The following is a 12,109-nucleotide window of genomic DNA, read 5'->3' on the forward strand; positions in this document are numbered from 1 at the left end:
GAGGCGTTCCACGGCTTCGCTACGCATCTGATGATCGGCGGACGGCTGATCGGCCACAACGACCCGGACTACCAGGAGAGTCGTCAAATTCAACGAGCTGATCGCCAACTGTGCGATCTACTCCATCGCGCTGGACATTATCGATGCCGCCAACGCCTTCGCCGCCGAGGGCCATCCCGTGGACCCCGACGACCCGGCCACCGTCAGCCCGCTGATCACGCGCACCATACGCCGCTTCGGCGACTGGCACTTGGACCTCACCCCGCCCAAGGACGTCGTCGCCACCAGGTTGGATCCGGCCCCCGGAACGCTGTTTCCCACCGCGCCGGTATAACGCCCGGCGGCCTGGCTAGGCTGAACGGATGACTAATGCGGCAGGACGGGTCGAGCCGTCCGGGGTGTGGGCCACAGCCGTGGGCGTGGCCCGGGTGAGGGCAATGGAGACGGCACGCGAGCAGCCACTGTTCCAGGACCCGCTGGCGCTGGCCTTCGCCACGGCCGGCGGGAGAGGCCCCGGGACGCCGTCGCCCCCGCTCGCGGACGAGGCGGCGCGGCGCCGCCGGCTCGGTGTGGCCTTCTCGATCGTCATCCGGACGAAGTTCCTGGACGACCTGCTGGACCGGGCGGTCGCGTCCGGCGTCCGGCAGGTCGTGCTGCTCGGAGCCGGGCTGGACAGCAGGGCCTTCCGGATGGACTGGCCTGCGGAGACCCGGCTGTTCGAGGTCGACACGGCCGAACCGCTGGGCTTCAAGGCCTCGGTGCTGCGTCAGGAGCGGGCCGTTCCGCGCTGCGAGCGGATCACCGTCCCGGTCGACCTGCGCGAGGACTGGCCCGGCGCCCTGGCCGCGGCAGGGCACGATCCGGCGCGGCCGACGGTGTGGATCGCCGAGGGACTGCTGATCTATCTGCCCGAGGACGCGGTCCAGTCGCTGCTCGAACGGATCGGCGCGCTGTCCGCCGCAGGCAGCAGGATGGGCCTGACACTGGGCGCGCGCGGTGTGATCGAACGCTTCCGCGAGGACGCCGCTCCGGGATCGCCGGCGTCGATGTGGGTCTGGGAGACGCCGGAGGACCCGGTCGGCTGGCTGGACGGCCTCGGCTGGGAGGCGGAGACCTTCACCCTGCGTGAGCGCGCCCAGGCCTACGGGCGTCCGGTGCTCACCCCGTCGCCGCAGGACGAGGGCACCGGCGGACTGGTCTCGGCGGTGCGCGCCGCGCACTGAGCACGACGAAGGCAGGCCCCCGCGTGTGGCGGAGGGCCGGCCGAGATACGGCCGAAAGGGATGGCAGGCCCTCGGCGGGAGGAAACGTGGTCACCGGGCCGGCTCCAGCGGGGCCGCGGCGCTCTGCTCGTCGTGCTCGCGCAGCATGCGCATGACGGTCGCGGGCGACGGGTGTCGGCCGCGTTTCCTGCCGGTGCGGATGACCAGGCGGGAGGCGATCTCCCGCAGTGACAGGTGCTCGTCGTCGCGCAGGCGCAGGGCGGTGGCGAGCATGTCCCCGTCGGAGACCTTGACGCCGCCGATGGCCTTGCCCTTGGTGCGGGCGGTCTCCTGGCCTTCGAGAGTCTTGTCACGGATGTGGTCGCGTTCGGACTCGGCCATGGCGGCGAAGAACGCGAACAGGGCGGCGCCGTGTCCGGCCGGGTCGTGCTTGCCGGCAAGGGGGCCGGTAAGGAACTCCAACTCGATCCCGGCGTCGCGGAGTTCCTCGGCGACCTTGAGGAGTTCGAGGGCGCCGCGTCCGAGCCGTTTCATCTCGTGGACGACAAGAGTGACCTTCGCGCCCAGGGAGCGGTACTCGCGGGCGGCGGCGAGCGCGGCTTTCATCTCGGGGCGTTCCCTGACGCGGGTGCTGATGCACTCCTTGAACAGCCGGTGCACTTGCGACACTTCGAGGGCACCGAGCTGGGACTGGATCTCCTGGGTGCGGCTGGAGACGCGGGCATACCCGAGCCGGACCTCCATCGGGACAGCCGGCGCCGCGACCCTTCGTACCGGCAGCGCCTGCCACGCGGAGCCGGGATGTCGTACGGCGGGGGTGGCGACGTGGAGTTCGGACCGCAGGGCGGGGACGAGCTGGAAGCGGGCGGTGTGGTACTTCAGTGCGACCTTGTCGGCGGTGGTGCGGCAGGGCGAGCCGGGCGGGGCCTGGCAGGTGGACATCGGGCAGGCGTGCGACTCAACGAGCTTGTACGAATCGGGTTTCACACCCAAGTCGTTTCAGGAGTATGTTTCACCCGTCAAGAGGAAGGAACCGACCTGCGCAACGTGGCGACCTGCGGTGATGCCGCGCCGGCGCGGTGTTGAAACGGGGGTCACCTATGAAACAACATCAATGTCCGCATTGTCGTCTCTTCGAGTCGGTGGACGTCCTCGCCACCGCCTACACCACCGGTTCGTGCCTGTGACGTACTGGCCGCTGGCGTGTGGCACGTTTCGCTCGCATTCCGGTCCCACCCCTCGTAGGGCCTGTCGTGGGTGCCGCGCACGATCACGGTGATGTGCCCGTTCGCGTAGGCCGCGGCACCGGGCCACTCGGATTCGGTATCAGAACCCGTCCCCACGGATCGGTGGTGGGCACCACCCGCGACCACACCTTGAACGCGTTGCCTCCCCCCGCGGTCTCGAACGGGCCGGGGAAGGGCACGCTGCCGGATCGCCGCACGCCCAGGAAGTCCGTCGAAACAGACATGGCCGAGCCGTCGGGATTCGTGAAGGGCTGATTCGGCCGCGGGGCGTTCGCCAGTGACCCGGTGCTCACGACCGCTTGCGTCGACCGCCACGACTCGACCCGTGGCACGGTCAGGTACCAACCGTCCGACCGCTTGACAAGCGCCGGCGAGTAGGCGACGGATGACGCGTCGACCCCGCCTTGCTCCCTGGCCGACCTTGTCGAACCGCTGGTGAAGACATTCGCCTTCATCGAGATCGGGAAATCGCTACTCGCGGAGTCCCAGCCGGAAAGATCAGTCGCGCCGCCGATGATGTTGTTGTGCCACTGATGGGCGCCGAGCGGGATGGAAGCGTTCGCCACCGTGGTCGTGGTGTGCGGTTGAAAGTAAGGTGTTTGTCGCTCGTCGTCGAGAGCGTCGATGGATCCGGTCAGCAGGTTGTGCGCCCCGGCCAAGCCGTCGCTGTTGCATCGGAGCGCGGTCGGCGACAACATGACGTTGTTGGCGATCAGGAGCGGACCGTGATCGACCTCGGTGAAGATGTCCAGGTGGTTGGTGTGCAACAGGTTGCCCACGACGCGGGTGCCCTGCGCCATCCAGTCCAACCAGATTCCTCCGAAGTCGGGGGCGTCGTAGATGTGGTTGCCGGAAATCTCGACATCCATCGCGGCGTGCAGCTTGATGCCCGCCATTTCGGCGCCGCTCCAGATGCCCTGGTCGTTGATGTGGTAGATCTCGTTGCCGGTGATCCTGCTGCCGATCGCGCCGAGCGAGCCCACGACACCGACTTGCCCGCAGTGGTGGATCGTGTTGTCGCGCACGATGTGGCTGCCGATGTTCGCGAACGACCACCCGCCACTCGATTGCGCGTCGGAGATCGTGAGGTAGTAGCCGTCGGTGGTGCCACGGGTGCCGTCGTACCGGTCCGAGTACTTGCCCAGGGCGACGCCCGCGCACCTGGCGTAGGCGATCTCGTTGTTCTCGATGATCCAGCCCTTGCACCAGTGGGCGCTCACGAGCCCCCACTGCCCCATGGTCGGCGCGGCCCAGTTCGAGGCGGCGTTGAGCAGTTTGAAGCCGCGAATCGTGATGTAGTCGTAGTTCGTCGCGGCCGGTTTGAACACCGAGCCGCGAACGCCCACTTCGACCGCGCCGTGGTTGGGGTGGGCACCCGGGAACTTGGCGGTCAGCGTGGTGAACCCGGTCTCGCTGTAGGTCGGTTCGTAGGTCGGCGGGGTGCCTTCGACAAGGCCGTCCACACTCGACCACCAAGACGCGGTCGCGTTCGAGGTCACGGCGGCGAGGCTCGTCGCTTCGGGCAGCCAGGCGCCGTCGAGGTACACCATTCCGAGGCGGTGGATTCGGTCATGCGAGTAGAACCAGTCGCCGTGTACTTGTTCCGCGTAAGGGTTGAACCCGTTGAAGTACGAGTTCGGGATTCGCAGTTGCCAGACGTCGCCGGAGACCCGGGTCCAGCGGGTGAAGACGTCGGAGCCGGTGATCGTGACGGCGGCCCCGGTGTCCGCCGCGTAGGTGATGCGGGCGGCGTCACCGGCACCGCCCTTCGGAAGGATCACCTCTTCTCGGTAGATTCCGCTGCGCACCAGGACGGTGTCACCCGGTTGGGCACGCTTCGCGGCTGCCTGGATCGTGCGCAGTGGCGCGGAGCCGGTGCCCGCGGCGCTGTCACGACCGTTTGTCGCGACGTAATAGGTGGTGCCGGTGACCGCGGCCGCGGTGGCCGAGTCGGTGCCCACCGTGTTCGCGAGAGCCACTCCTGCCGAAGTCATCGCGCTCACCTCGAGGAAGGTGTGGCGCGAGAATTCCCGCCGCTTGACGGATTCTTCATTGTGCTCGGTCATGTCAAAACCTCCATTGGTTTCGTGCAGCGGCGTCGTTGGTTACGCCGTGAATCCGCCTGTACGAATTCCGAGGCCCTACCGGCCTGACAAGGGTGTCGGGGGCGACCTCGGGGGCCGGCCACCGCGACAACGAGGTGGTGATCGTGATGCCGTCGACCGTGAGGTCGCAGCGGGGGTCCGCCTGGAGATACGCGGGAGGGTGAATTTCTCGAACCGCGAGACGTTGCCGTGACAGTCGGCGCCACCGCGGAGGTTGCCTACCGCCCGCGAGGGGTGTGGCCCGGGTCAGTCAAGCGGGAAGAGGCCGGCGCCCCCGTCGACCACTAGCGTGGACCCCGTCATGTACGAGGCGAGGTCGGAGCACAGGAACAGGAAGGCGTCCGCGACGGACTCGGCGGTCTGCAGGTGGCCGAGCGGAATGGCGCGTTCGGCCCGGGCCCGGTAGTCGGGGTCGGTGTCCCACTGGCGTTTGGCCATGCCGACCCCCACGATGCCCGGCGAGATCGCGTTGCTGCGGATCCGGTACGGGGCCAGTTCCCTGGCGAAGCTCCGCATCAGCGACTTGATCGCGGCCTTGGACGCGCCGTACGGGGCGATGCCCGGCCACGGCACGTCGGACACCCAGCTGGTCGTGAAGATCAGGTGCCCGGGTTCGTTGTGTTCGCGCCACATCGCCGCGGCGGCCCGGGCGACGAGGAAGCTCCCCGTGACGTTGACGGCCTGGATCGTGTGGAAGGTCTGGAGGGGAAAGGTCTCGACCGGATGCGCGTCGCCGACGACACCGGCGTGGCAGCACACGATGGTGGGTCGGGCGCCGAGCCAGTCGATGGACTGCGACACCGCCTCGCGCACCCTCTCGGCGTTCGTCACATCGCAGCGCCGGTAGCGCACCCGCGGATGCGACGGGAGTTCGGCGCGGTCCTCGGGGACCGTGTCCAGTACTCCGACGATCGCGCCGTGCTCGCTCAGGCGCTCGATGATCGCTCTCCCCAGACCGCCGAGTCCGCCGGTGAGCAGGACCACGTGTCCGGTGAGGTCGAGTCGGGATCGCATCCGGGCATCGCGTCGGTTCGTCGGCGAGGCGACGTCGGGCTTCGTGTTCATGGCGACTTCCTTTGTCATCTGCAGTCGATCGCGACTTTGAGCGTTTCCGCGGACGGTTCCGACAACAGCGGCAGTGCGACGCCGACGAGATCCGGAAGTGGGACACGATGCGTGACCAGGCCACGTGCGTTCAGTCGTCCGTCGGCCAGCATCCGCACCGCCTGGGTGACGTCGACGTCCCAGACGTGCGCGGCCGAGCCGAGTAGTCGCCGCTCCGCGAGCACGAGAGCCGGCAGGGGCAGCGGCGGGGAGTCGACGCCGAGGCCGACCGCGACCACGGTGCCGCCGGGGCGTACCAGGGTCAGGGACCGTTCGATCTGTCCGGGTGCGCCGCTGCACTCGTAGACGACGTCGACGCCCGGATCCCCGAGTTCGCCGACCAGCGTGTCCAGCCCGTCGGGCGCGCAGGCCCGCACGGCCGAGTGCGACGCGGCGAACTCGCGGCGGAACGGGCTCGGGTCGACGATCCAGCAGTTCGCCGCGCCGCAGGCCAGAGCGGCCTGGGCGGTCAACTGGCCGATGGTTCCGCCACCGATGACGATCGCGGTGGCGCCGATGGGATCGGGGGTCTTGCGTACCGCGCGTACCGCCACCGCGGCCGGTTCGGCGAGGACCGCGTCGTCCGTGCTCAGCCCGGACGGCAGCGGAACACAGGTCCGGGCGCGCGCCACCATGAATTCGGCCAGCCCACCGTCGTCCTGTTGACCGGGGACCGACAGCTTCGGGCACAGTCCGTCCTCGTGGCGCCGGCACCACCAGCACATGCCGCAGCCGTTGACCACATCGGGTACGACGAGGGTTCCCACGGCCGGTCCGCTGCCGTCCCGGGCCGCTTCGACGACTTCGCCGACGACTTCGTGGCCCAGGGTCAGCGGTGCCATGCGTCCGCTGAGCGGATGCGGCTCCGATACGGGGATGATGAGCGGCCCGTTGCGGTATTCCTCCAGGTCGGTGCCGCAGATGCCGCACCAGTGCACCTTGACCAGGAGTTCGTCGTCGCGTCGGGGACGAGGCTCGACGTCTTCGATCCGGATGTCCCCGCGGCGGTGCCATCGCGCGGCAAGCATGGGCAGTCCCTTCGGATGTCGGGAACGCGGACGGCCGGCGAAGTCTCGCGGGACGCTCCGAGTGGCCGGGAGCCTAGTGCGGTCAGACCGGTTTGACCAGGTGCCGTTTTTGTCGGCCGAAACCGTTGACGGGCGTGTTTCGGGATGGCGATACTCCGTGGCATGACCGGTCAGACCAATCATTCGACCAATGCCGGATCGACGCCGCCGTCAGGCGCCGAACTCGCAGCGCTGCTGGAGGATCGCCTCGTGGGGGAGGAGTGGCCCCCCGGGGCGTGGCTTCCCTCCGAGCGGGCATTGGCGCTCCAGTACTCCGTCAGTCGTCCCGTGATCCGGGAAGCGCTGAGGTCCCTACAGGAACGAGGCTTGATCGGCGTCGCGCCGGGCCGTGGCAGCTTCGTCCGGGAAGTACGGCCGACCAGCGACGGCGGGGATCCGCTGCTGCTGGTGCGGCGGGGCGAGGTCACCGCGCGGCATCTGGTGGTGGCTCGCGTCATGTTGGAGGGACAGGCCGCGGCGCTGGCCGCGCAGTACCGTTCCGAGGACGACCTGGCGCACATGCGCCGGATCCTCGCCGACTTCGAGCGCCAGTCGGTGCTGTCGACCGCGGCGGATCTGGACGTGGCCTTCCACGAGGCCATCGCCATCGCCTCGCGGAACCCGGTCATCCAGATCATGTTCGGATCGATCAGGCCGTTGACCCACGGGGTGGTGCTGCGCAGTCTCACCGACCGGGCCGTCAGCGGTGCGGCCGTGCCGCTCCACGCCGTGATCCTGGACGCGATCGCGAACGGGGACCCCGATGTCGCCCGCGCGGCGATGACCGAACACATCGAGGCGGCGCAGTACTTCTACGGACCCGATCTCGACGTCGCCCTGACCGACGTGCTCAGGCGCCGCGCGGCACGCGCGCCGGATGTCGCGTCGGTGCTGAGCGAGGTCAGCAGGTCCATCGCCGACCTGCCCGCATATGGCCGGCCGGTAAGCCCGCCGACCGAACCGAAGTGAGAGGACCCAGATGCGTGTTCTGGAAGTCGCCGACATCCGCAGGAGATTCGGCGGTGTCGAGGCGCTGCGCGGGGTGAGTCTCGGTATCGACGAAGGCGAAGTCGTCGGCCTGATGGGCGACAACGGCGCCGGGAAGTCGACGCTGATGAAGGTACTGTGCGGATCGGTTCGGCCCGACTCCGGCACCATGACGCTGGACGGCAAGCCGCTGTCCCTGCGAAGTCCGCGGGACGCCGCGGCGCACGGCATCGCCGTGGTCTATCAGGATCTCGCGCTGGTCGATCAGCGCGACGTGGCGACCAACGTGTTCCTGGGCCGGGAGCCCAGACGGGGGCTGGTGGTCGACCGGCGCCTGATGCGCCGTGAGGCTCGTACGGTGCTGGACGAACTGAGTATCCGCATCCCGTCGGTACGGCTGCCGGTCGGCGGTCTGTCCGGAGGTCAGCGACAGTGCATCGCGATCGCCCGGGCGGTGCACCAGGGCGGCCGGATCGTGCTCCTCGACGAGCCGACGGCCGCGCTCGGACCGGAGCAGCAGGCCAACGTCCTCAAGCTCATCAAGACCTTGAAGGAGCGCGGCACCGCGGTCATCGTGGTCAGCCACAACGTCGACCACGTGCTCGCGGTGGCCGACAGGGTGGTCGTGATGCGTGCCGGGCTGGTGCAGGGTGTGCGTGACGTTCATTCGACGAGCGCGGCCGACGTGGTCGGCCTGATCCTCGGGAGCGTCGCCGCCGACGCGATATCCCATGGGCACGGCGGACCGGCCACGGCCGTCGCGTCCGGGCTCGAAGTCGAGACGAGAGGCGCGCGATGACGACCATGACGGTGCCGGGCGCGCCGAGAGTCGACAAGGACGCCGACCCCGGCGTGCTGCGCAAGGCTCTGGGCGCCCACGAATTCGGCGTCCTGGCCGCGACGGTCGCCATTTTCCTGTACGGCACGTTCTTCGTGAACAACTTCCTGACCGGCGACAACCTGCTGTCGGTTGTTCAGCAGATCACCTTCATCGGCATCATCGGCACCGGGATGACGCTGCTGATCGTCGCCGGGGAGATCGACCTGTCGGTCGGCTCGCAGTACGGCTTCCTATCGGTGCTGATGGCCTACTCGGTGACCCAGTGGCAGTTGCCGATCCTGGTCTCCGCGCTGCTGGTGATGGCCCTGGGCGTGGTCACGGGCGCCATCTACGGGGTGATCACCGCGGTCTTCAAGGTGCCCTCCTTCGTGGTCACCCTCGCCGGCCTGGCCATCCTGCGCGGCTTCGCCCTGCTGGTCACCGACGGTCAGCCGCTGCAGGGGTCGACGAACTCCGCGTACCACAGCCTGGTCGGCGGCAATGCGATCGGCTCGCTGGCGGCGCAGACCGTGTGGATGGTGGCGGTCATGGCCGCCTTCGGCTGGATCCTGTCCCGGACGAAATTCGGGTACGACGTCTATGCCACCGGTGGCAACATGAAGGCCGCGTTGAACGCCGGCATCCGCGCGGTGCGCGTCAAGATCCTTTGTTTCTGCATCACCGGAGCGTTGTGCGGCCTCGCCTCGGTGATCCTGGTCGGCTGGCTCGGCAGCGCCAACCCGCTGACCGGTAACGGCGTCGAACTGAGCGTCATCGCGGCGGTCGTGGTCGGCGGGGCGAGCCTGACCGGCGGCGTCGGCAGCGTCACCGGGACCCTGTTGGGGGCGCTGGTGGCCGGGTTGATCGGCAACCTGCTGGTTCTCATCGGTGTCGACGGCAACTGGCAGCAGGTCGCCACGGGCGCCCTGATCCTGGCCGCCGTCCTGGTCAACCGTTTCATCGCCACCCGACAAGCCGCGATGCGCTAGGTTCCGGCCCTCTCCTCACGTCGCCGTCCCACCGGCTTCGACTCCTCCTTCCTTCGGCCGAATCGCACTCACCGGTTTCAGCATCGTGCCCTGCCCGGAATCCGCCGGGATCAGACACTCAAGCACGGGAGCAGCCATGTCCATCGCAAAGGGCGGATCGTCCGCAAATCTCACACGTCGAGGCATCCTCGGCGGCAGTCTGGCGCTGGCGGCCGGGGCCACCCTGTCCGCCTGCAAAGCGGGGTCGAAATCCGACTCGGACTCGGCCACGTCCGCAGCCGGAGGAACGCCGACGGCCGGCAAGAAGGTGATCTTCGTCGTGCACGAGAAGAACACCTTCTTTGCGCCCGTGCAGAAGGGCTTCGAGACCTTCGGCAAGGCGGCGGGCTGGTCCACCCAGTTCATCGGTCCGCCGCAATTCGACCAGGCGACCGTGGTCAACATGATGCAGAACGCGGTCAACGCCAAGCCGGACGGCCTGATCCTCACGCGCATCGACACCACGTCCTACGACGGCGTCATCAAGGCGGCGCAGGAGGCAGGCATCCCCGTCATCCTCTCCAACGTCGCCAGCGATGGTTACGAGAAGTTGGGCGTCGGCTTCGTCGGCCAGGACTTCGTTCCCGCCGGGATCGCCGCCGGGCAGCAGATCCTGCAGTACATCGCCAAGCACACGGGCCGCAGGGACGGCGCGATCATCGTCGGCAAGATCCAGGCCGGGAATTCCGCGCTCGAACAGCGCGGCCAGGGCATCAAGCAGGCGGTCCGTGACTTCAACAGTGCCAACGGCACGAACTTCACCACCGAGGACCTGATAGTCGGCACCGAGGAAGCCGGCGCCGTGGCGAAGATCGACGGCCGCCATGCCCGCGACCCGCGCTCGGTGGTCGGCTGGGCCGGTACGGCCTTCGAGTGCCAGTTCGTGGCGACCTGGGCCAGGAGCAAGAACCTGGTCGGCAAGTTCGCCAACGGCGGATTCGACATGACCTCGCCGGTGCTCGCGGGTATCAAGGACGCCAGCATCGACTACACCATCGGCCAAAACCCCTGGGCCCAGGGCTGGGTCGCCGCTTCGCTGCTCGCCCAGCAGATCTTCCCCGGCTACCCGTCCTTCCACTACGACACCGGCGCCGAGATCGTCGACTCCACCAATGTGGCGAAGGTGTCCGCCCGCGAGGCGAAGCTGACGTCCTGAAGCGGGTCCGGCGTGACCCGAGGATGCCCCCCGCCACGGCCGCCTTGGAAGCCGTCCGGTCGGCCGGGACGATCGGACCCGCTCCGACGCCCTCATGAGGGGCTGCGCGGCAAGCGAGGCCGGAATTCTCACCGACGATAGGAAAGGCGAGTGATTTCGAGTGCGCGTTGTCGCATTGGAGACGCTGCGACCCCGGTTCCAGAAGAACCTGTGCGTCGTCGTTCTGCACACCGACGAGGGCGTCGTCGGGCTCGGCGATGCCTTTCTGCAGTCCGCCGCAGTCGAGGCGTATCTGCATTCCCACGTCGCCCCCCTGCTGTTCGGACTGGAGGAGCCGACCCCCGAGGCGGTCTCGCTCCTGCTCGCTCCGTACGTCGGCTTCCAAGGCGGCGGCGTGGAGATGCGCGCCAACGGTGCCGTGGACGTGGCCCTGTGGGACCTGCTGGGCCAGTACACGGGGCAAACGGTGGGGCGCCTGCTCGGCGGTCCGGTGCGGGACACCATCGACGTCTACAACACCTGCGCAGGACCGGGCTACATCCAGAACACCTCCCGGCAGGCCTCGTCCAACTGGGGCCACGCGCACGGCGACTACGAAGACCTACACGCGTTCCTCACCAAGCCCCGCGACCTCGCCAAGGAGTTGCATGCCGAGGGGTTGCGGGGGATGAAGGTCTGGCCGTTCGACCGCGCCGCGGAAAGGACCGGGGGAAACCGCATCACTCCGGCGGACCTCGACAGCGCGCTTGCCGTGGTCCGGGACATCCGCGACGCGGTCGGCATGGACATGGACCTGATGGTCGAACTGCACGGGTTGTGGTCGCGCCGGGCGGCCGTCGAGATCTGCCGGGCCCTGGAACCGTACCGGCCGTTCTGGGTGGAGGACCCGATCCGCCCGGACGCGGTGGAGTCGATCGGCGCGCTGTCCCATGAGGTCGGCGTGCCGATCGCGACCGGGGAGACGGCCGTCGGTCGGCGGGGATTCCTCCCGCTGCTGCAACACGGGAGGATCGCCTACGCCACGGTCGACGTGCAGTGGACCGGCGGCCTGACCGAGGCGCGCAAGGTCGCCAACCTCGCCGACACGTTCTCGATACCGGTCGCGCCGCACGACTGCACCGGGCCGATCACCCTGGCCGCCTGCTTCCACCTGGCGATGGCACAGCCCAACGCCTTCATCCAAGAGACCGTCCGCGCCTTCCTGCGGACCTGGTACCCGCGCGTGGTCACCGGTCTGCCCGAGATCCACAACGGGATCGCCACTTCGTCCGCCGATCCCGGGCTCGGGCTGCGCCTCGCGGACGGTTTCCGGGAAGACCCCGACACCGCTCGGCGGATCACCGGCATCGAGAAATCCTGATCGACAATCGCG

The 12,109-nt window shown here is 68.6% G+C and carries 10 protein-coding genes and 1 pseudogene; 7 read left to right on the forward strand and 4 right to left on the reverse strand.

All coding sequences use genetic code 11. The features are described 5' to 3' along the window. Positions 1-82 precede the first annotated feature (82 nt). Positions 83-334: pseudogene (locus A3IC_RS69470) on the forward strand (Tn3 family transposase); the annotation flags it as partial. Positions 335-362: 28 nt separating this feature from the next. Next, on the forward strand, positions 363-1,223 hold the full coding sequence (locus A3IC_RS0146870; protein WP_026217916.1) for a class I SAM-dependent methyltransferase: 861 nt from the start codon (positions 363-365) through the stop codon (positions 1,221-1,223). A 90-nt stretch (positions 1,224-1,313) separates the two neighbouring features. Here the strand turns inward: A3IC_RS0146870 and A3IC_RS0146875 are convergent, their stop codons facing one another. From A3IC_RS0146875 to A3IC_RS0146890, 4 genes are all read right to left on the reverse strand, one after another. After that, a complete protein-coding gene (locus A3IC_RS0146875; protein WP_106669226.1) occupies positions 1,314-2,210 on the reverse strand; it encodes a recombinase family protein in 897 nt (298 codons plus the stop codon). Between the two features lie 283 nt (positions 2,211-2,493). Further along, positions 2,494-4,536: a right-handed parallel beta-helix repeat-containing protein gene (locus A3IC_RS60670; RefSeq protein WP_020556974.1), complete on the reverse strand. Its 2,043-nt coding sequence runs from the start codon at positions 4,534-4,536 to the stop codon at positions 2,494-2,496. 285 nt (positions 4,537-4,821) lie between these two features. Further along, positions 4,822-5,640 carry an SDR family NAD(P)-dependent oxidoreductase gene (locus A3IC_RS0146885; RefSeq protein ID WP_020556975.1) on the reverse strand — a complete coding sequence of 273 codons (819 nt, stop codon included), beginning with the start codon at positions 5,638-5,640 and terminating at the stop codon, positions 4,822-4,824. A gap of 14 nt (positions 5,641-5,654) precedes the next feature. Continuing rightward, positions 5,655-6,707, reverse strand: a complete 1,053-nt coding sequence (locus tag A3IC_RS0146890) for an alcohol dehydrogenase catalytic domain-containing protein (RefSeq protein WP_020556976.1) — start codon at positions 6,705-6,707, stop codon at positions 5,655-5,657. 162 nt (positions 6,708-6,869) lie between these two features. Between A3IC_RS0146890 and A3IC_RS69475 the strand changes: the two genes are divergently transcribed. The 5 genes from A3IC_RS69475 to A3IC_RS60690 all read left to right on the forward strand — a co-directional run bounded on the left by A3IC_RS69475 (position 6,870) and on the right by A3IC_RS60690 (position 12,097). After that, positions 6,870-7,715, forward strand: coding sequence for a FadR/GntR family transcriptional regulator (locus A3IC_RS69475; protein WP_020556977.1), 846 nt, complete (start codon positions 6,870-6,872; stop codon positions 7,713-7,715). Positions 7,716-7,725: 10 nt separating this feature from the next. Next, positions 7,726-8,532, forward strand: coding sequence for an ATP-binding cassette domain-containing protein (locus tag A3IC_RS60680; protein ID WP_020556978.1), 807 nt, complete (start codon positions 7,726-7,728; stop codon positions 8,530-8,532). After that, on the forward strand, positions 8,529-9,542 hold the full coding sequence (locus A3IC_RS0146905; protein WP_020556979.1) for an ABC transporter permease: 1,014 nt from the start codon (positions 8,529-8,531) through the stop codon (positions 9,540-9,542). The genes A3IC_RS60680 and A3IC_RS0146905 overlap by 4 nt, the downstream gene beginning before the upstream one ends. Before the next feature lie 136 nt (positions 9,543-9,678). Next, on the forward strand, positions 9,679-10,737 hold the full coding sequence (locus A3IC_RS60685) for a substrate-binding domain-containing protein (RefSeq protein ID WP_020556980.1): 1,059 nt from the start codon (positions 9,679-9,681) through the stop codon (positions 10,735-10,737). A gap of 160 nt (positions 10,738-10,897) precedes the next feature. Beyond that, complete coding sequence (locus A3IC_RS60690) at positions 10,898-12,097, forward strand: mandelate racemase/muconate lactonizing enzyme family protein (RefSeq protein ID WP_040878588.1); 1,200 nt, start codon at positions 10,898-10,900, stop codon at positions 12,095-12,097. Positions 12,098-12,109 lie beyond the last annotated feature (12 nt).

It is taken from the genome of Embleya scabrispora DSM 41855 (assembly GCF_000372745.1).
Lineage (GTDB): Bacteria > Actinomycetota > Actinomycetes > Streptomycetales > Streptomycetaceae > Embleya > Embleya scabrispora.

Coding starts and splice junctions, on each gene's coding strand:
- A3IC_RS0146885 (WP_020556975.1), bottom strand. CDS start 5,640: ATGAACACGAAGCCCGACGTCGCCTCGCCGACGAACCGACGCGATGCC.
- A3IC_RS60670 (WP_020556974.1), bottom strand. CDS start 4,536: ATGACCGAGCACAATGAAGAATCCGTCAAGCGGCGGGAATTCTCGCGC.
- A3IC_RS60680 (WP_020556978.1), top strand. CDS start 7,726: ATGCGTGTTCTGGAAGTCGCCGACATCCGCAGGAGATTCGGCGGTGTC.
- A3IC_RS0146870 (WP_026217916.1), top strand. CDS start 363: ATGACTAATGCGGCAGGACGGGTCGAGCCGTCCGGGGTGTGGGCCACA.
- A3IC_RS0146890 (WP_020556976.1), bottom strand. CDS start 6,707: ATGCTTGCCGCGCGATGGCACCGCCGCGGGGACATCCGGATCGAAGAC.
- A3IC_RS69475 (WP_020556977.1), top strand. CDS start 6,870: ATGACCGGTCAGACCAATCATTCGACCAATGCCGGATCGACGCCGCCG.
- A3IC_RS60685 (WP_020556980.1), top strand. CDS start 9,679: ATGTCCATCGCAAAGGGCGGATCGTCCGCAAATCTCACACGTCGAGGC.
- A3IC_RS0146905 (WP_020556979.1), top strand. CDS start 8,529: ATGACGACCATGACGGTGCCGGGCGCGCCGAGAGTCGACAAGGACGCC.